The following is a 17,707-nucleotide window of genomic DNA, read 5'->3' as shown; positions in this document are numbered from 1 at the left end:
GTGGTCATGGCGAATTTGGAAAATCTTCTCGCAGTTTTAAGTAGACCAATTTCGATTACTGCCAAAAAGAATAAGACTGCGGTGAAGATTGATTACAAAGTTATCGCGGATTTGCCTGAAAGTTAGGGCTAATTCACCAGCCACTAGATAAGTTCTATATTCACAGTCATTATAATCTTATGTAAAGATTAAAAAAACATCAATTTGCAAAATGTCCAGAACTGATGATGCGATTAGTACATCCTATGTACAAGAAATAACCCTTCGAGACACAATTGCCTCTTCTAATAATGAGTTGGCAATCAAAGCGATTATCACGCGTTAACCAATCGTCTCCCAAAAAATCAACAAAAAAACACCCCGCAGCAATCTGCAGGGTGCTTTTGCCATCACTTTGGTGAATTTGTCGAGTCACTGATAACTAGTCAACTTGCTAACCATCAGTTCCGATGATGCTCATGCAAGTTTTACCGATACCAGCGTGGCGCCGGCCCTTCAGTATTAGGTTTACTGATGCCAACAGATTCGCCGATCAATTGTTCAGGATCATGAATCAGCTTTTCGACCAGATCAGCCACACTTTGGCGTGAAATTTCGGTACCTTTGAACGCTTCACCTTTAAACGTCATTTCATAATCCACTTCTGGCTCATCTTGAAACCATGCTGGGCGAATCAACGTGTAATCTAATTGACTCGCTTCGACTACCCGAGTGGCATCTGCATATGCCGTTAACGTACTGCCTAACATCTCTTGATTCCAGCGACCATATGCACCCGGAATTTCGCCATAAACACCATTCGCAGAAATCCAGATCAAACGACGCACTTGTGCTTGCTGCATCGCCTTGACCACAGAAGCCGCCTGTTGCCCAAGATCAGCACCATACAAGTTTCCGTAAACCAAGGACTGACCGGCCATAATCGTTGCCAAGTGGTCCGTGTCCAACACATCTGCTTGGACGACTTGCACGCCAGGATTGGTTAGATCAAGCCCGGCTAGCTTTTGGGGATGCCGGACCAATAGTGTTAATTTGGTGATGTCACTGCCGACTTGCGCCAACAAATGTTGCACCACAATTCTTGCGATTGAACCACTAGCACCTAAAATCAAAACATTTTTAGTCATTCAAATTCTCCTTTAAACGAAGTGGATCTCGACGACACTAACAAACATCACAATCAATCCGATGATTTTTTCCCGCTCGATTGCTACTGCAAGCGAATCAAACATGCCGAAGTGTTCAACGATTGCGCTGAATAGCAATTGGCCAAACAACGCCAAAATCACAACTTGGCCAGTGCCTAACAATGGTGCTAACCAAGCACTACACAAGATGTATGCCCCACCGATTGCACCGCCACACCACAACCACCAATAATGCTTAGTCGCAATCACCGCATCGCGAATTGGGCTAAAACTGGTACGTGTGAAACTAAGCACCAACAATAATAGGATCGTTCCAATCGCAAACGAAATCGTCGCGGCTTGAATGCTTGAGCCTAACTGTACACCTAAATGGCCATTGATGGCTGTTTGTGAAGCCATCAGCATCCCTGCCGCCACGCCAAAAATTTGATAAACCAGTTGATATTTCACATGCACTTTTGATAAGGCGCGCTTCGTCAGCGGATCAGTGGGTCCGATTACGCCGATTGTGATCAAAACGCCAATCACTAATATCACGACGCCGAGGAGTTTCAACCAAGTCATGCTTTGGGTTGGCGACCCGAATAAGCCGAATTGATCGATCACCACGCCCATGATGATTTGGCCGAGAATTGGTAGCACTGACGCTTGAATACTTCCTAAGGTGCTAAACAGCACAATGTTGCCAGTTAATTCGATTACACCAAAGACCCCGCCCAGCCAGATCCACCAAGGTTGTGTGGTCACAAAACTGGTCGTTGGCAGCAATGGTTGATGCAACAATCGACCTAATACGAACAAAAACAGCAGCCCAATCATAAACGAAATGCCTGAAGCCAAATAAGGTGAACCCACAAACTGACGTAATTTTGAATTAATCGCCGTTTGGGTCGCTAATCCCGCACCCATGATAATGGGCACCAACGCTAGAAATACCACGCTATCCCTCCAATATTTTGATTTTCACTTTCGTAGTGCAAGCACTACAATACAGCCTATAGTGAACTAGAGGTCAAGCAAATTCTGCAAAAAAATCCCGCTGATGATCAGCGAGATTTAGGCGCAACTCAATAGCGTTGACTGGGATCTGGATTGTTGCCCGAAAATAGTGTAATCTGCTGGCCAACATATTGATGATGCTCAACGATATCGATCATCCCTTTGGCATAATCTGAATAACTGATGTAATCATTTTGCCCAGCGCTTGGATCAGGTGTGGGGAAATATTCATCCCCAGTCACTTGATAGTGTCCAGTCGCACGACCTTCAGGATCAAAATTGTACGGCGGCGTCACGTATGTCCACAAGACATCGTGGCTATCTTTGAGCTGTTGCAAGCCGATGCTATGCGCTAAACACAAATCCTGCATATAGCGTGGGTAATACCGCCGATATTCTTGGAGTTGATGGCGATGCTCAGAATCTGTATACAGCGTATTCGCCCCGCCAACTTTCAAATAGCGCGTCTTGGTAGCTTGCAATAAGGCAATCACATGGGCCAGTCCTAATGTGTGCACGACTTCAGTTTGCGTGGACCAAGCCCCGACGGCGTCGATCACTGCATCAAAACCTTTAACGTCGTCTTGGGTCAACGCTTGGATATCCTTGAGAATCAACTGATCCACCACGGGATGCTTGTGGCGCCGATGCGCAACGCCGACGACAACGTGTCCACGTCGCTTGGCTTCGCGATAAATCGCCCGCCCAGCGTGACCGAACACGCCAATGATCATAATTTTCATGCCATGACCTCCTCAGATCACAGCATAGTCCCTATAGTCGACTAGAGGTCAAGAGGCGAATCGTTCTGCAATTTGGCGTAATCATCAAAGGTGGCCTGTTTGATTTCTTTGGTATCACCAACCAAATGAATCTGCTCCGTGCCAGCTTGCAGCGCGGTTCGATAATACCACTGTTTAAAATGCAGATGCGCCATTGACGCATTAAGGCTATCAATGCGCGACTGTAGTTCATGTTCATGTGCATCCAAAAAATCAGCACGATCTTGCAGTGTTTGATCCCCTTGTAAGCGCCAGTTTTCAAACTGCGCACTATCTTTAATCGACACGCCGGCATCGCGTAAGTCTAAGATCATCTGCAAAGTGCGGATATCATCTTCGGTAAACACGCGCCTGCCGCCAGCATCGCGTTTCAACAACGGTAACAAACCTTCCGCATCATAATAACGAATAGCTTGAACGGTCAAGCCTAAGCGCTTGGCAACGTCGCCGATGCTGTATGTGATTGTATTATCCATTTGCACCTCACCTTTCTTCAATGTGTGGATGAAAAAATTCGCACACAGTTGCTTCACCTATGATACCGATTGACATCACAAGAAAATTCACCCATTTAAATCAATGATATCGACGTCATTGCCATGCGCTTTAATGATTCGAATAAGTGCATCAGCACGCAACCATACTGTGGCCGTATTCTCGTTAGGATGTACCCCAATGATATTGCCTAAAAATTCGGCATCAAGATAATAATGAACGATGCAGTCTGCATCATTCAAAAGCCCAAGCGGCGTCACAGAGCCTGGTGTTAACCCCAGAAGAGCGAGCAAGTCATGCTCTGACGCAAACGAAAGTGGTCGCAGTCCATATTGCTTGCGGAAGGCTTTCAGATCAACTCTTTTGTCACCTTTAACTGAAATCAGATAGTAATGCCGTTTTTTATCATCGCGAAGAAATAGATTTTTGGCATCCCACTCAGGATAAGCCAAGTGCACAGACGCTAGCGCTCCCATATTAAAAACCGCTTTGTGCTCATTCACTTCAAAGTCTATGCCATGGGCCTTCAAATATTGGTAGGTTGCTTCTTTGTCCATAATGCCTCCGTTTAGAACTTGAATTGTGGGGATACAGACTGGCGTATCATTCGTTCCTACGGTTAATCATCCTCACACTAACCTAATTAGCATTGGCATTCAATAAGCGTTGAACGACTCAACGAGATTAGTTTGTTGTCCTTGATTCAAGAATCTACCGTGCAAAAAAAGCCCAGCAGCCAGAAGGCAATTGGGCAGATAGGATGTTACTGAATGAATTACTTGGTCGCCTGCAGGAGCTGATGTCCAAGTTCCTCGGCAACGCGTAATTCATCAATCATGTACCACATATCGATGAGTTTGTCGTCATTGTTGAATTTGAAGATCCCAATTTCGTCCCAATGGATGGTTTTGCCAGTAGCTGGTGCCGACGCAAAAGTACCTGCATGTTTTGCAGTGTACGTGTAGTGGGCAATGACTTGGTTGCCATCAGCGACGACCTCGCGCATGGTGACCTTCTGTTCGCTGAGGGCGGCGTGTAAGCTGTCCCAGCCGTTACGGACCCAATCCATGAAGTTGCTTGGTGCAGGTTTAATCTGGTCGGTTGCCTGTAAGAGACTGGCAAACCCTGCACGACGAGTAACGGTTTCAGGTGTGACCACGGATTCGACGTAGGCCACATCGTTGTTTGGTAGCGCTTCAGCAATCAGCTTAGTGACGATGTCTTTGTGTAATTGGGTATTTATCATGAAAATGACCTCCACGTATTTAAATTGAGTGAATGTTAAACGCGTGTTAGCGGCCGTCTAATGCGTTCTTAGTGAATCACTGACATTAGGTTAGCAGGCTATTTTTTAGCTGTCAATCGATAAATCGAGAAAAGTCGATATTTACTTTCACGGCAATTCTGTTAAACTGAAGCCATGGAAATGAATGAGAAACTCTTCAAAGCACTGGCAAATCAGACTCGTTTAGACATCTTGCAGTGGCTCAAGGACCCTGAAAAGGAAATCACCAGCGTATCATGCGAAACCGTGCGGTATATGATGACTGAAAAAGGCGGCATCTGTGTGCAGGATATCGTCAAAAATGCCGGTTTGGCCCAGTCCACGGTATCTAAATACTTGAGCGATTTGCAAGATTGCGGCTTATTAGAATCAGAACGCCATGGAAAATGGACCTATTATCGCCGCAATGAGGCCAATGTGCAGGCATTAGCCTCATTGGTTGCTACGGCCCTGTAAAAAGAGCCTTTTTTAACGTGATAAATCGATAATTCACGATTTGTAGATATGGAGATGCAGATTAATGACAACGATGATGCTTAACTGGCCAGAGTGGCAAGGCGGCATGAATCCCGATTACCAAATGGGCAACCGCGTATTACGTGCCATCGTACCTGAGATTTTGGATGCACTACAAGTGAATGTTCCTGTCAGCCCAGATGCCAACAAGAAGTCTGGAATTGATGGCGGGGTTCAGTTAGCTAATCAACAACAATTTGCCCGAGACGCTTTGGTGAAAAACAAGCCGCAACGTGTGATTACGCTAGGTGGTGATTGTGCCGTTTCAGAAGTACCCTTTGATTATTTGAATGGCCGGTATCCGGACGATTTTGGTGTGATTTGGTTAGATGCGCATCCGGATATTTCAACAATCAGCGATACGCACCACTTGCATGAAATGGTGGTGGCCGATCTGCTACATGCCAGTAATTCCGAATTTGCGCAACAGGTTCAAAATCCACTGCGACCAGCACAAGTCTTCTTTGCTGGTTTAACGGTGGCGGCATTGCGACCGATGGATCAACTGGTGAGAGACATGGGCTTGGCAACCGCCACGCCGCAACAGTTGCGTCAAGGTCACCCAATTCAAGACTGGTTAGTTGCACATGCCATTCGCCATGTTGCGCTACATTTTGATTTAGACGTATTAGACCCAGACGATTTTCGTTCGATTCTACCAGCTAAACCGCACTTTGATCGCGCCCAGTTTGGTGCAGCCATCGGTAGTATGACGCTTGATCAAGTGATTGCGTTGTTGACGAACGTGAGCCACCAAGCTGATTTGGTCGGGCTAAGCATTGCGGAACACATGCCTTGGGATGCGTTGAATTTGCATCGCGGGTTGAATCAGTTACCAATTTTTAACGGAGGACGGCAATCATGACGCGTAGCGTGACCGAAATTTTAGGGACTAAATATCCGCTGATTCAAGCACCTATGTCTTGGGTAACGGACGCAAGACTGGTAGCTGCAGTTAGCAATGCTGGTGGTTTAGGTGTACTTGGCCCGAATGCCGGGCAAACAAGCGTGACGAATGACCCGGTGCTCACTGCAGAGCGCATGCGCCAGGAGCTGCGCATGGCCCGAACGTTGACTGATCGGCCAATCGGATTGAACATATTGACGCCTGAACCAGATCAAAGCGTTGCGGACAACATATTTACTGCTGCATTGTTGAAGATGGCCTACGAAGAAAATGTTCATCACTTTGCGGTGGTCGGAAGCGCTCATGAAGAGTTGTTCGCCGACATCAAAGCGCATGGAGGAATCTTGATTTTCCGTCCTTTGACGCCGACAGTCGCACAAATGCGTGCAGGGCAACGCCTTGGTGCTGATATTTTAGTCGCGACTGGTAGTGATGAAGGTGGTGTGATGCCACACCAGGACTTTGGAACGTTTACTGTTGTGCCCGCCATGGTTGATGCAGTATCTACACCCGTATTAGCGGCCGGTGGAATCAACGATGCCCGCGGCGTGCGGGCAGCTTTTGCCTTGGGCGCGCAAGGGGCTTATATTGGCAGTCGTTTCTTGATGACCCAGGAATCGCCGATGTCTGATGCGGCAAAAGCTGCTGTGCTTAAGGCACACTTTAGCGATGTCTTGAGGGTTTCGCCTACGCAACGCTCTGTGAAAACGCCGGCAGCATTAAAATATGCCAGTCGGTACCGCAACAATCCTGACGCTGTACTTGATCGTGAAATCAGTATCAACGGCGGATTGAGACCAGGTATGTTACTGGGAGACTTCGAGCGTGGGATAATTAGTGTGAACAATGGCGTTGATACCATTAACTCATTGCCTAGTGTCGAGGCGTTAATTCGTGAATTGATGGCATAGTTGAATAAGTTTGCGAGCTTAGCACCCGTTGTGGTGCTTTTTCTATACATCAGATTTTGGCTTGTGATTTAGGGATGCCCACCCTTCTTCGCGCCATTAACTTGTGAATTTTGAAATTTTTTTTCGTTTTAATTGTGTCATAGAAGTCATCAATTTTCTTTACTGGCAGCATCCGATAGCGAGAAGATTGCAACGCAATCCGTCTGTTTTCAGCTTGGCCTCGAACCCGAGGGCTACCACCAAATCAGCCAAATGTGGCACAAAAAAGCAGCCACCCCATTGCTGAGGTAGCTGCTTTCTTGTAAAAGTCTTCGTCTGAACGCCGCTGTAACGGCGCTTCTCTTTGCGAATTAACGCTTGGAGAACTGACTAGCCTTACGGGCCTTCTTGAGACCTGGCTTCTTACGTTCCTTCATACGAGGGTCACGTGTGAGCATGCCGGCCTTCTTGAGGGCTGCACGGAAGTCAGGGTCTACGTTAAGCAGAGCACGGGAGATACCGTGACGGGTTGCCCCGGCCTGACCTGTGAAACCACCACCATTGACGTTAACGAGAACGTCGTACTGGCCCTTGGTTTCGGTCAGTGTAAATGGCTGTTCCATATCCAAAATAAGTGTTTCGAACGGAAGGTATTCGCGAACATCCTTGCCGTTCATAGTAATCTTACCGGTACCTGGTACGAGACGTACACGGGCAACGGAGTTCTTGCGGCGGCCTGTGCCGCTGTATGCTACAACGTCTGCCATGATGTTCCTCCTTAGATACGATCCTTGATGTCGAGTACTTCAGGCTTCTGAGCAGCGTTGTCGTGCTCTGCGCCTGCGTACACGTGCAGCTTCATGAACTGCTGGTGACCAAGAGTGTTCTTGGTTGGCAGCATCTTCTTAACTGCGTATTCAATCAAACGTTCTGGGTTGTTTTCCCGAAGGTCCCCAGCAATTTCCTGCTTAAGACCACCTGGATGCTGGCTGTGACGGTAGTAGATCTTGTCAGTAGCCTTACGGCCAGTCAGCTTAACCTTAGAAGCGTTGATGACGATGACATGGTCACCAGTATCTACGTTAGGGGTGTATGTTGGCTTGTTCTTACCGCGCAGGATAGATGCGACGACGGAAGCAAGACGACCAAGAGAAATGTCGGTTGCGTCGACTACATACCACTTGCGTTCGATTTCACCTGGCTTAGCCAGAAATGTTGTACGCACGATGAGTTTCCTCCAAATTTCTGTGTTTGTTTGACACTTGTAAGATTTCCGGGGCTTACGTGGGGCAAACAATACCAGCTATAAGAATAGCAAAATTGTTCGCCCACGTCAACGGCTCCGGGCGGGTCGCGGGCATTTATTCATGAAGAATACGCTTTACTCACAAAAGTGGCCGGCGCAGTGTGCTAATCCTCACCGTGTCGGTCGCTTCTTCGCGCTCCCAGCGGAGCTTAGTTTACATGAAAACACCGCGCTTGCCTAGTCCCGAGTTTGCAATTTCTTCGGTAAGCTAAGTGCCAGCAGCAGGCCACAAATGCCGATGAGGGCAAACAGTGCAAAAGTCAGGGCAAAGCCAAGAGTTTGACTGCTCATCTGCAACTGCAAACTTGCCAATAAGACGGTGGCCAGCAGCACCCCCGCGGAGCCAAACAACTGGCGGGCAGTTGTCGTTACCGCGGTGCCATCCGGCACTAATTTTGCCGGGAGTGCGTTCGCCCCTGCCGTCACGGACGGCATCATGACGAAGGCGTTCCCCGCCTCACAGCACGCCGCCAGCACAATCGCCAGCAGCAGCGACATCCGGCCGCTTAGTGAAGCCAGTAAGCCGAAGCCGATAATGATCAGTCCCATGCCGATAGCTGCCACGCGCCGCGGCCCGAAACTATCGAGCATCCGTCCACTGAGCGGGTTGAGAAAACTGAGTAACACCGCGGCAGGTACCAGGCTCAGCCCGGAAACCAGTGGCGAGACCTTCAGTACCGTTTGAAAGTACAGCGGCATGAGTATGGTCGTGACAATCAGCGCCACGTAGGAGATTCCCGTCAGCAACACCGCCTTGGTGAACATCCCCGTCCGCAAAACGCGCAGCTCCAGCATCGGCTTGTCCAAATGCAATTGCCGCCAGGTGAAGGCTGCAATCAGCAGCACTCCGACCAGTAGCAGCACTAAGCCGCCGAGACGCTCCCGGCCTTTTGTCAGCATGCTCAGCGCCAGCAGTGTCAGTGGTAAACCCGCACTCAGCAGAACAGATAGCCAGTCCAGCCCGCGCGGGGCCAGTGGCATTACCGAGCTGATGGTGCCGGTGCTGACCAGCAGCACGCCCAGCGCCACAATCAGGAAGAACACGAACAGTGCCTGCCAGCTAAACCAGGTGAGGAGCACCCCGGAGATTATGGGACCAACGGCGAGCGCTGAACCCATAACCAGACCTGCAGTCCCCATGACGCTTCCGCGTGCCTTTTGCGGCGTAATCGTGAGGAGCACCGTCTGGAAACTGGGGAAGATTACTCCCACTCCAATGGCCTCCAGCAGTCGCCCCGCGAGCAGCACCGGAAAGCTCGGCGCCCACACACACAAGGCCGTACCAACCGCGAAAATCAGTTCGACGGCCTGAAACAAGCGCTTAAACGGCACGTTGCTCAGCAACCAGGGACTCACCGGAATCATCAGGGTCATCATCAACATAAAGCCGGTTGTCAGCCACGCCACCGTGTCTGCGGACACATTGAAGGCCCGCATGAAACTGGGATAGGCGGTGCTGAGAGCCGACTGGGAAATCGACATCGAGAACGTTCCCGTCAGGAGCGTGGCGACGAAGGCAGTTCGCCTTTTGCCTTCCAATTGCGTAGTCACCAAAAGCCCCCTTACATCTTCATCCCCATGGCTTCATAAGACGCCATGCCGCCCATCCAGAGCTGATCCATTGGGACCCCGCGCTCTTCAGATAAGGCCTGCATCAGTTTATCCATCGTCATCAGCTCATAGTGCGGACGCGGCTTACTTGGGTCGTAGGTCTCAATCTGGGCCATCATCCCGCCGTCTTCGTGCTCGATGATGTGGCAGTGGTACATGTACACACCAGGCAGGTCAAAACGCACGAGCAGCCGCACAGTCTCGCCAGGGTTCACGCCCATAGTGTCCTTGTAGCCATGCTCATTGGGATATGGGGCTTTGCCATTACGACTGACCACCAGGAACTGGGTCCCGTGGCAGTGGAAGGGGTGCACCATCCCTGGCTTGTCGTTGGTGTTCACAATGTCCCAGTATTGGGCCTGACCAATTGGCTGCTGCGCATCAATCCGGTCCATCTGGAACTTCTTACCATCAATCGCGACCGTTTCGTCCATCCCCGACATGACGATGCGGCGTACTGGTGTCTGCGGATTTACGGTAGGTGCCTGAATATCCAAAAGGTGTGCGGGTAGTTCCGCATTTTGCTTAGCGAATTCATGGATACGGAAAGTCATCAGCGGCGCGTCATCCGTGTAGAGGGTAACCGTGTCGCCAGGTTTGCAGTCTGCGAAATCAATCACAATCTGGACCCGCTCGGCGCAGGTCATCATCACCTTCGTCAACTGTACAGGTTCGGGCAGGTAGGAACCGTCACTGGCAATCTGCGTGAACGGCCGGTCGCCACTCAGGTGCAGACGCCACTCGCGGCGGTTGGCCCCATCGAGCATCCGCAAGCGCAGTTTCGTCGTCGTGACGTCAAAATACGGGCGTACAGTCCCATTGAGCATGGCGGTTGGCCCGGCCACCCCGTCTGGATCGTAGTCCGCACGGTAGTCCCACTGGTTATTCTCGTGGAAGCGGCGGTCCTGCAGTACCAGCGGAATGTCATCAACGCCGTACTCATGGGGAACCACGAGTGTCTGCTCATGCTTGTCGGTGACGTAGACGATGCCGGCAAGTCCGTGCCAAACCTGTTCAGCAGTGGATGGGCACGGATGCGCGTGCAGCCAGCACATCGCGGCTGGCTGGTTCAGCGTAAACTCAATTTGCTTCTCTTCGCCTGGGTAAACGGGGGCGTGGCAGCCCCCATCAACGTAGGGGCCACTCACGTTCAACCCGTGCCAGTGGAAAGTCGTCAGTTCTGGTAACTCATTGCGCAAGGTCACATGGTAATGCTTGCCGTTTTCAAAACGAATTGTCGGGCTCAGTAGTGTCCCGTTATAGCCCCAAGTTTTGGTCTTCGCACCCGGGAGTAGTTGGGTCTCGCCCGCCTCCGCGGTCACGGTGTAGTAAATATCATCCCCGTCAATCTTATCGGGTTCCAGTAGTGGCGGCACGGCCAGTGGCTTCTCCGGCGCGTCTGCCACCTCTAGTGGCACGTAGCCCGCGTCATGGTAATCATAAGCGGGTTCGTCAAAGAAATAGTCAGTATAAACCTTTTCTATCATCAGATTGCCTCCTCAGCATGTACAAGTTGTAACCTCAATTCACTTCAATTCTACACCTTATCCCCAGTCACTTCAGTTATTGTTTACGACTTCACAAGCACGTGCTAAACTGCCAGCGGAGGTGGTAATAATGCTTAGGATGTCCAAAGGATTCTGTTGGGTCATGGTACTCGCCAATTTGGTGCTGTTATACTTGGTCGCGAAAGGCCAGATGATGATTGCAATGTACCTCATGGCCATCATCATGCTGGTTGACGCCGTACTCGGGCTCGTCGGGGCGTATCGCAAATAGTAAAAGACACCAGTTCAGTAAAATGTTTGCTGAACCGGTGTCTTTTTACATGACGCACTGAGTTCTAGTAATAAACTTCCTTCAAGTACAAGCCAGAAGCGGGCGCAGTACCGCGGGCCTGCTGGCGATCACGCACCTCAATCAGGCGCTTAAAGTCATGCAGGTCGCGACGGCCGTTGCCAATCTCCAGCGCGGTTGCCACAAGAATCCGCACCATGTTGTAAAGAAAACCGTTGCCGTAGAACTCCATGATGAGTTCGTTGCTGGCTTGATCGTAAACGCAGGTTGCGTCATAAATGGTGCGCACCTTGTCTTTAATCACCCCGCCACTTGCAGCAAAGCTGGTGAAATCATGCGTGCCAATCAGGTCCTGGAGGGCAATACTAATGCGTTTCGGGTCAATTCTGTAGGGATAATGACCGGTGTACAGCCGCTTAAACGGGTCGGTGTACTTGCCAAGTGCGACCTTGTACAGGTACCGTTTGCCCTTCGCCGAGTAACGGGCGTGGAAGTCTGCATCCACAATCTCGGCCTGCTTAATCAAAATGTCGAGCGGCATCATGCTGTTCAGCCCCATCACCATGTTCGGTTCGGGAATATTTCCCGGGAAATCAAAGGAGATGACCTGCCCTAATGCGTGCACACCGGAATCCGTGCGGCCGGACCCATCGACGTGAACGGGGGCCTTGGCCATTTTGCTGAGCGCCTTTTGCAACACACCCTGCACGGTGCGCTGCTCTGGTTGTACTTGGTAACCCGCAAAGCGGGTGCCGTCATAGGCAAGCGTTAACTTGTAGTGCGTCAAAATCTGTCCTCCATTATTTCCTAAGCAATACGAGGCCGAGCGTCAGTACAGCCATGACCACCAGCGTCAGCAAGTCACCGCGCCCATAATGCAGCACCCGGTAACGCGTCCGGCCGTAGCCGTCCTTGTACCCGCGTGCTTCCATCGCCGTGGCGAGGTCGTCCGCCATCGCGAACGCTGACACAAACAAGGGAATGAACAGGGGCACAATGGACTTCACCTGCTTAACCAGGCCACCTGACCCAAAGTCCACCCCGCGTGCCCGCTGAGCGTTCATCGTTTTGCTCGTCTGGTCCATCAGCGTGGGCACAAAACGCAGCGCAATGCTGAGCATCAGGGCCACCTCGGTGACGGGAAACTTGATTGCCGCTAATGGCTTAAGCAGCGATTCTACCGCGTCTGCCAGCGACAAGGAAGGCGTCGTGAGCGTCAGCAGTGTGGACATGAAGATGATAAGCACCAGACGGATGAAGATGTACGCGGCGTTAATCAGCCCCGCGCTACTTAAGGTGAACCAACCCCAGTGCCAATAAACCTGACCTCCAGTGGTGAAGAAAATCTGAATCAGCACCGTGAACACAATCAGGAAGAGAACAGGCAGTAGCCCGCGCAGGAAGAAGCGGAAGCTAACCCGTGCAAGGGGAATGATGGCGAGCGTCGCCAGAGCCAGAAACAGGTAGCTGACCCAGTTGTTCGCCAGGAACACGATGGCGATGTAGTAGAAGGTCGCCAGCAGCTTCGTGCGTGGGTCTAGGCGGTGAATAAACGAATCGCCGGGAATGTAGCGACCAAGAATCATTTTACTCATGCTGCTGCCCCCCTAACTGCTGCTTCAGGATGGCGACCAGCTCGTCTTCTCTAATCGGCAAGCGGTCGAACTGAAACCCGCGGTTCTGCAGGCTACGCGCAAAATTCGTCGTTTTCGGCAAACCTAAGTGGTGAGCTAGCAGCCAATCAGGATTCTGGAACAATCCCGCGGGGGTCGTGTTCGCGACCAGCTTGCCCTCATCCATGACGAGGACCTTATCCGCGTAATCGGCCACGTCATCCATCTGGTGCGTTACCAGCACCACCGTCTTCCCCTCGGCGTGCAAGCGGGCAAAAAGGGTCATCATCTCCCGGCGGCCGCGGGGATCAAGTCCTGCAGTGGGTTCATCAAGTACGAGCACCTCCGGCTGCATTGCCAGCACGCCCGCAATGGCCACCCGCCGCATCTGCCCACCAGACAGATCAAAAGGCGACTTCTGTAGCACGTCGGCGGGTAACCCCACCCGCTCGACACTCTGTGCAGCCAGTGCGAAGGCTTCGTCTTGGGACACGCCAAAATTTTGCGGGCCAAAAGCGACGTCGCGTTCCACCGTGGATTCAAATAATTGACTCTCGGCGAACTGGAACACCATGCCCACCTTCTGCCGTAGCGGCCGCAGGTTCTTGTTTGAGGTCTTGCTGGTGATTACCCGGTCCCCGACCGTTACAGTGCCCGTGCTGGGCTTAAGGAGGGCATTCAGGTGTTGCAGGAGTGTCGACTTCCCCGAGCCGGTCTGGCCGATGATGGCCGTGTAGTCACCACCATGAATGGTGAACGAGACGTCCTGCAGGCCAACAGCCGCCAGCGGGGTCCCCGCCTGGTAGGTGTACCCTACTTGGTCGAATTTAATGTCCACAGGTAATCAGCCAACCTTTCTTCATCAGTATACGTCAGCGGCATCTGGAGCCCCGCCGCGGCGAGGCGCTCCTTGAGGTCTTCAGAGTAAGGGACATCCAGTCCCCATTCCGCCACCTGACTGCCGTGCGCAAAAATTGTTTCTGGGGTCCCACTACGCACAATCTTGCCATTATCCAGCACAATAATCTGATCAGCACTCGCCGCCTCTTCCAAGTCATGCGTGATGGACAACACGGTTAAGTTAAGTTGCGTCTTCAGATTATGAATTAGACTCATGACATCCCGCCGCCCAGCTGGATCAAGCATCGACGTTGCTTCATCCAGAATCAGAATCTGAGGGCGTTGTGCAACCACGCCCGCAATCGCAACGCGTTGCTTCTGACCGCCAGACAGGTGTGCCGGCTCGCGATTTTTGAAGGCGGTCATGCCGACTGCGGCAAGCGCCCCATCAACTCGCTGCAGCATTTCCGGACGGGGCACGGCCCGGTTCTCGAGACCAAACGCTACGTCATCCGCCACGGTTGCTCCCACGAACTGATTATCAGGGTTCTGAAACACGATGCCTACCTCGGCGCGAATATCCCAGACTGAATCAGCGGTGAGCCGCATACCGGCCACCTCGACACTGCCGGACTCCGGTTCAAGTAGTCCCAAAATATTCTTGGCGAGTGTGCTCTTGCCGCTACCATTATGGCCCACGACAGCAACCCACTTACCTGCAGGAATGGAGAGGCTCACGCCATCCAGCGCCGGCCGCTGCTGCCCCGAGTAAGTAAATTTAAGGTCCTGCACATCAATAATCCCTGCCACCGTGTCGTCCTCCTTACAAATAATACATGTCAACATTTTAGCATACTGTGCGCCGTACCACCGCCTGCGGAGGCAGTCATTACCAAAGGTTTGTCACCGCTGCTTCTTCGCCACTGGCAACTGGGCTATTTGCGTGCGCGTATTCATTACCTACAATCTGCTTACACGCACACAAAAAGCGTCCCGCTATGCAGGACGCCATTATGTAAAATCATTTGAGATGGAGGGCCGAGTTGCCTCAGCACTCGCAAGCTAGACTAAGAGGAATGGGATATTCCCGGCGTCGAAACGCCCTACTCTCCAGGGAAGAACGAGCAGCCATCATCGTAACGCTCCATCGATCAAATGATCAAAGTGAACCGGCCACTAGGGTCAGTTCGGTTTTACTTTGTGGGTTCGCAATTGCTTACGCACCCGCTTGTTAGACCGGGGGGAATCCGGCCGGAGGAATCGCACCTCCACCAACTAGGCGGGTACGTGTGCGCGCACCCGCCGGAATTGATTAAACGAGTTCGATGATAACCATCGGTGCGCCGTCACCACGGCGTGGGCTCGTCTTAAGGATACGAGTGTAACCACCGTTACGTTCTGCGTAACGAGGAGCTACGTCGCTGAACAGCTTCTGCAAAGCAGACTGTACAACAACCGTGTCATCCTTTTCAATTACGTCAGCGACTTCGCGACGTACAAATGCTGCTGCCTGACGACGAGCGTGCAAATCGCCGCGCTTGCCGAGAGTGATCATCTTTTCGGTCGTAGAACGCACTTCCTTAGCGCGTGCTTCGGTTGTGATGATACGTTCGTTGATAATCAGGTCAGTAGTAAGGTCACGGAGAAGTGCCTTACGCTGGGAACTGGTACGTCCCAATTTCCGGTAACTCATGAATTTTGGCCTCCTTTACGAATTAGTCATCCTGGCGCAAGCTGAGACCCAAGTCAGAGAGTTTGTTTTTAACTTCCTCAAGTGACTTCCGGCCCAAGTTGCGCACCTTCATCATTTCCGCTTCAGTCTTGTCAGTAAGCTCCTGAACCGTGTTGATACCAGCACGCTTCAAGCAGTTGTAAGAACGGACGGAAAGGTCGAGCTCTTCGATTGTCATCTCGAGCATCTTTTCCTTGTGGTCCTCTTCCTTCTCGACCATGACTTCAGTATTCTTAGCTTCGTCGGTCAGGTTAACGAAGATTGCCAGGTGATCTGTCAAAATCTTCGCAGCCAGGGCGATTGCTTCGCGCGGGTTGATTGAACCATTGGTCCAAACATCCAAAGTGAGCTTATCAAAGTCACTACGGCGACCCACACGTGCACTTTCAACCTGGTAATTAACCCGACTAATTGGGGTAAAAATCGAGTCAACAGCGATGACGCCAATTGGCATGTCATCGGTCTTGTTCTGGTCAGCTGGAACGTAACCACGTCCAGTCTTCACGTTCATCCGCATGTGCAATGAAGCACCTTCGGCAACCGTGCAGATGTACTGCTCAGGGTTCAAAACTTCAACATCGGCATCGGCCTTGATGTCGCCCGCCGTAACGGTCGCAGGACCTTCAATGTTGATTTCAGCTGTCTTGTCGTCATCACCGTGCATCTTCAAAGCAAGCTTTTTGATGTTCAGGATGATCTGGGTGACGTCCTCGAGCACCCCATCGATTGTGGAGAACTCGTGGAGCACGCCGTCAATCTGGATGCTTGAGACCGCAGCCCCAGGCAAAGATGAAAGTAAAATCCGCCGCAACGAATTGCCGAGCGTTGTACCATACCCGCGTTCGAGTGGCTCGATGACAAACTTACCGTAGTTGCTGTTTTCATCAACCTTAGTAATGTTTGGCTTTTCAAATTCGATCATCTAAAGTGTACCCCTTTCAGAACGAGAGTGTCGTCAGCTTACCCAATCTCCAAATGAGACATACGGGCATGCAAACTACACCCGACGCCGCTTTGGAGGACGAGAACCGTTGTGCGGAACTGGCGTAACATCGCGAATAGCGGTGACGTCGATACCAGCTGCCTGAATTGCACGAATGGCAGCTTCACGGCCTGAACCTGGGCCCTTAACGGCTACTTCAACGGACTTCATACCGTGTTCCATAGCTTCCTTGGCTGCTGCTTCAGCGGCCATCTGGGCTGCAAATGGAGTGGACTTACGGCTACCCTTGAAACCAAGAGCACCAGCAGAAGACCAAGCCACTGCGTTACCCTGGGGATCAGTAATCATAACCAGGGTGTTGTTAAACGTGGAGTGGATGTGCGCTACACCACTTTCGATGTGTTTGCGTACACGGCGCTTCCGGGTTGTCTTACGTGTTGCCATCTAATACAGACCTCCTTTACTTACTTCTTCTTACCGGCAATGGTAGTTTTCTTACCTTTGCGAGTGCGTGCGTTGTTCTTGGTGTGCTGACCGCGAACTGGAAGACCCTTACGGTGACGAATGCCACGGTAAGCGCCAATTTCCATGAGACGCTTGATGTTGAGGTTAACTTCACGACGAAGGTCACCTTCGACGCGGTAGTTGTCTACCCCAGCACGAATCTTGTCTTCCTGTTCAGGAGTGAGGTCGGAGACACGAATGTCTTCGGCGACGCCTGCTTCGGCAAGAATCTTCTTAGCAGTAGTGTTACCAATACCGTAAATATAAGTCAGACCGATTACGATCTGCTTGTTACGGGGCAAGTCGACACCTGCGATACGAGCCATGTAATGACACCTC

The 17,707-nt window shown here is 51.3% G+C and carries 22 protein-coding genes; 4 read left to right on the top strand and 18 right to left on the bottom strand.

Annotated features, from left to right (window positions below):
• Positions 1-467 precede the first annotated feature (467 nt).
• From EKM97_RS04115 to EKM97_RS04090, 6 genes are all read right to left on the bottom strand, one after another.
• The gene (locus EKM97_RS04115) at positions 468-1,127 is read right to left on the bottom strand and encodes an NAD(P)H-binding protein (protein ID WP_125571014.1); all 660 of its coding nucleotides are present in this window, start codon (positions 1,125-1,127) and stop codon (positions 468-470) included.
• 12 nt (positions 1,128-1,139) lie between these two features.
• Positions 1,140-2,087 carry a DMT family transporter gene (locus EKM97_RS04110; RefSeq protein WP_125571013.1) on the bottom strand — a complete coding sequence of 316 codons (948 nt, stop codon included), beginning with the start codon at positions 2,085-2,087 and terminating at the stop codon, positions 1,140-1,142.
• 128 nt (positions 2,088-2,215) lie between these two features.
• Positions 2,216-2,890: an NAD(P)-dependent oxidoreductase gene (locus EKM97_RS04105; protein WP_125571012.1), complete on the bottom strand. Its 675-nt coding sequence runs from the start codon at positions 2,888-2,890 to the stop codon at positions 2,216-2,218.
• A 41-nt stretch (positions 2,891-2,931) separates the two neighbouring features.
• Complete coding sequence (locus EKM97_RS04100) at positions 2,932-3,405, bottom strand: MerR family transcriptional regulator (RefSeq protein ID WP_125571011.1); 474 nt, start codon at positions 3,403-3,405, stop codon at positions 2,932-2,934.
• A gap of 87 nt (positions 3,406-3,492) precedes the next feature.
• Positions 3,493-3,981, bottom strand: a complete 489-nt coding sequence (locus EKM97_RS04095; RefSeq protein WP_191985982.1) for a prolyl-tRNA synthetase associated domain-containing protein — start codon at positions 3,979-3,981, stop codon at positions 3,493-3,495.
• Between the two features lie 218 nt (positions 3,982-4,199).
• Positions 4,200-4,670 carry an ester cyclase gene (locus EKM97_RS04090; RefSeq protein WP_125571009.1) on the bottom strand — a complete coding sequence of 157 codons (471 nt, stop codon included), beginning with the start codon at positions 4,668-4,670 and terminating at the stop codon, positions 4,200-4,202.
• A 174-nt stretch (positions 4,671-4,844) separates the two neighbouring features.
• On the opposite strand from EKM97_RS04090, the gene EKM97_RS04085 reads away from it, so the two are divergent.
• The 3 genes from EKM97_RS04085 to EKM97_RS04075 all read left to right on the top strand — a co-directional run bounded on the left by EKM97_RS04085 (position 4,845) and on the right by EKM97_RS04075 (position 7,043).
• The gene (locus tag EKM97_RS04085) at positions 4,845-5,165 is read left to right on the top strand and encodes an ArsR/SmtB family transcription factor (protein WP_125571008.1); all 321 of its coding nucleotides are present in this window, start codon (positions 4,845-4,847) and stop codon (positions 5,163-5,165) included.
• 64 nt (positions 5,166-5,229) lie between these two features.
• Positions 5,230-6,090, top strand: coding sequence for an arginase family protein (locus tag EKM97_RS04080; RefSeq protein ID WP_125571007.1), 861 nt, complete (start codon positions 5,230-5,232; stop codon positions 6,088-6,090).
• Positions 6,087-7,043: an NAD(P)H-dependent flavin oxidoreductase gene (locus tag EKM97_RS04075; protein ID WP_125571006.1), complete on the top strand. Its 957-nt coding sequence runs from the start codon at positions 6,087-6,089 to the stop codon at positions 7,041-7,043. Before EKM97_RS04080 ends, EKM97_RS04075 begins: the two co-directional genes overlap by 4 nt.
• Before the next feature lie 350 nt (positions 7,044-7,393).
• Here the strand turns inward: EKM97_RS04075 and rpsI are convergent, their stop codons facing one another.
• From rpsI to EKM97_RS04055, 4 genes are all read right to left on the bottom strand, one after another.
• A complete protein-coding gene (gene rpsI / locus EKM97_RS04070; RefSeq protein ID WP_125571005.1) occupies positions 7,394-7,789 on the bottom strand; it encodes a 30S ribosomal protein S9 in 396 nt (131 codons plus the stop codon).
• 11 nt (positions 7,790-7,800) lie between these two features.
• The gene (rplM, locus tag EKM97_RS04065; RefSeq protein ID WP_125571004.1) at positions 7,801-8,247 is read right to left on the bottom strand and encodes a 50S ribosomal protein L13; all 447 of its coding nucleotides are present in this window, start codon (positions 8,245-8,247) and stop codon (positions 7,801-7,803) included.
• 258 nt (positions 8,248-8,505) lie between these two features.
• Positions 8,506-9,879 (bottom strand): MFS transporter, encoded by a 1,374-nt coding sequence (locus tag EKM97_RS04060; protein WP_225419205.1) that lies wholly within the window; start codon positions 9,877-9,879, stop codon positions 8,506-8,508.
• Positions 9,880-9,890: 11 nt separating this feature from the next.
• Complete coding sequence (locus EKM97_RS04055) at positions 9,891-11,426, bottom strand: multicopper oxidase family protein (RefSeq protein WP_125571003.1); 1,536 nt, start codon at positions 11,424-11,426, stop codon at positions 9,891-9,893.
• 130 nt (positions 11,427-11,556) lie between these two features.
• Between EKM97_RS04055 and EKM97_RS11915 the strand changes: the two genes are divergently transcribed.
• The gene (locus tag EKM97_RS11915; RefSeq protein ID WP_164507428.1) at positions 11,557-11,718 is read left to right on the top strand and encodes a hypothetical protein; all 162 of its coding nucleotides are present in this window, start codon (positions 11,557-11,559) and stop codon (positions 11,716-11,718) included.
• 64 nt (positions 11,719-11,782) lie between these two features.
• On the opposite strand, the gene truA is transcribed toward EKM97_RS11915, so the two are convergent.
• The 8 genes from truA to rpsM form a co-directional block, all read right to left on the bottom strand.
• Entirely contained in the window at positions 11,783-12,523 is a 741-nt protein-coding gene (gene truA / locus EKM97_RS04050) for a tRNA pseudouridine(38-40) synthase TruA (RefSeq protein ID WP_125571002.1), read from the bottom strand.
• Positions 12,524-12,536: 13 nt separating this feature from the next.
• Positions 12,537-13,331 carry an energy-coupling factor transporter transmembrane component T family protein gene (locus EKM97_RS04045; RefSeq protein WP_125571001.1) on the bottom strand — a complete coding sequence of 265 codons (795 nt, stop codon included), beginning with the start codon at positions 13,329-13,331 and terminating at the stop codon, positions 12,537-12,539.
• Positions 13,324-14,187, bottom strand: a complete 864-nt coding sequence (locus EKM97_RS04040) for an energy-coupling factor ABC transporter ATP-binding protein (protein WP_125571000.1) — start codon at positions 14,185-14,187, stop codon at positions 13,324-13,326. Before EKM97_RS04040 ends, EKM97_RS04045 begins: the two co-directional genes overlap by 8 nt.
• Positions 14,163-14,999: an energy-coupling factor ABC transporter ATP-binding protein gene (locus EKM97_RS04035; RefSeq protein ID WP_125570999.1), complete on the bottom strand. Its 837-nt coding sequence runs from the start codon at positions 14,997-14,999 to the stop codon at positions 14,163-14,165. Before EKM97_RS04035 ends, EKM97_RS04040 begins: the two co-directional genes overlap by 25 nt.
• A 502-nt stretch (positions 15,000-15,501) precedes the next feature.
• A complete protein-coding gene (gene rplQ, locus EKM97_RS04030) occupies positions 15,502-15,882 on the bottom strand; it encodes a 50S ribosomal protein L17 (RefSeq protein WP_125570998.1) in 381 nt (126 codons plus the stop codon).
• Positions 15,883-15,904: 22 nt separating this feature from the next.
• Complete coding sequence (locus EKM97_RS04025) at positions 15,905-16,843, bottom strand: DNA-directed RNA polymerase subunit alpha (RefSeq protein ID WP_125570997.1); 939 nt, start codon at positions 16,841-16,843, stop codon at positions 15,905-15,907.
• A 75-nt stretch (positions 16,844-16,918) separates the two neighbouring features.
• Complete coding sequence (gene rpsK / locus EKM97_RS04020; RefSeq protein ID WP_125570996.1) at positions 16,919-17,308, bottom strand: 30S ribosomal protein S11; 390 nt, start codon at positions 17,306-17,308, stop codon at positions 16,919-16,921.
• Between the two features lie 20 nt (positions 17,309-17,328).
• The gene (rpsM, locus tag EKM97_RS04015) at positions 17,329-17,694 is read right to left on the bottom strand and encodes a 30S ribosomal protein S13 (RefSeq protein WP_125570995.1); all 366 of its coding nucleotides are present in this window, start codon (positions 17,692-17,694) and stop codon (positions 17,329-17,331) included.
• Between the last annotated feature and the right edge of the window lie 13 nt (positions 17,695-17,707).

It is taken from the genome of Lacticaseibacillus songhuajiangensis, from assembly GCF_003946025.1.
In the GTDB taxonomy this organism is placed as follows: domain Bacteria; phylum Bacillota; class Bacilli; order Lactobacillales; family Lactobacillaceae; genus Lacticaseibacillus; species Lacticaseibacillus songhuajiangensis.
This window is presented reverse-complemented; position numbering and strand designations above follow the sequence as displayed.

Coding starts and splice junctions, on each gene's coding strand:
- EKM97_RS04115 (WP_125571014.1), bottom strand. CDS start 1,127: ATGACTAAAAATGTTTTGATTTTAGGTGCTAGTGGTTCAATCGCAAGA.
- EKM97_RS04105 (WP_125571012.1), bottom strand. CDS start 2,890: ATGAAAATTATGATCATTGGCGTGTTCGGTCACGCTGGGCGGGCGATT.
- EKM97_RS04100 (WP_125571011.1), bottom strand. CDS start 3,405: ATGGATAATACAATCACATACAGCATCGGCGACGTTGCCAAGCGCTTA.
- EKM97_RS04095 (WP_191985982.1), bottom strand. CDS start 3,981: ATGGACAAAGAAGCAACCTACCAATATTTGAAGGCCCATGGCATAGAC.
- EKM97_RS04090 (WP_125571009.1), bottom strand. CDS start 4,670: ATGATAAATACCCAATTACACAAAGACATCGTCACTAAGCTGATTGCT.
- EKM97_RS04085 (WP_125571008.1), top strand. CDS start 4,845: ATGGAAATGAATGAGAAACTCTTCAAAGCACTGGCAAATCAGACTCGT.
- EKM97_RS04080 (WP_125571007.1), top strand. CDS start 5,230: ATGACAACGATGATGCTTAACTGGCCAGAGTGGCAAGGCGGCATGAAT.
- EKM97_RS04075 (WP_125571006.1), top strand. CDS start 6,087: ATGACGCGTAGCGTGACCGAAATTTTAGGGACTAAATATCCGCTGATT.
- rpsI (WP_125571005.1), bottom strand. CDS start 7,789: ATGGCAGACGTTGTAGCATACAGCGGCACAGGCCGCCGCAAGAACTCC.
- EKM97_RS04055 (WP_125571003.1), bottom strand. CDS start 11,426: ATGATAGAAAAGGTTTATACTGACTATTTCTTTGACGAACCCGCTTAT.
- EKM97_RS11915 (WP_164507428.1), top strand. CDS start 11,557: ATGCTTAGGATGTCCAAAGGATTCTGTTGGGTCATGGTACTCGCCAAT.
- EKM97_RS04045 (WP_125571001.1), bottom strand. CDS start 13,331: ATGAGTAAAATGATTCTTGGTCGCTACATTCCCGGCGATTCGTTTATT.
- rplQ (WP_125570998.1), bottom strand. CDS start 15,882: ATGAGTTACCGGAAATTGGGACGTACCAGTTCCCAGCGTAAGGCACTT.
- EKM97_RS04025 (WP_125570997.1), bottom strand. CDS start 16,843: ATGATCGAATTTGAAAAGCCAAACATTACTAAGGTTGATGAAAACAGC.
- rpsK (WP_125570996.1), bottom strand. CDS start 17,308: ATGGCAACACGTAAGACAACCCGGAAGCGCCGTGTACGCAAACACATC.
- rpsM (WP_125570995.1), bottom strand. CDS start 17,694: ATGGCTCGTATCGCAGGTGTCGACTTGCCCCGTAACAAGCAGATCGTA.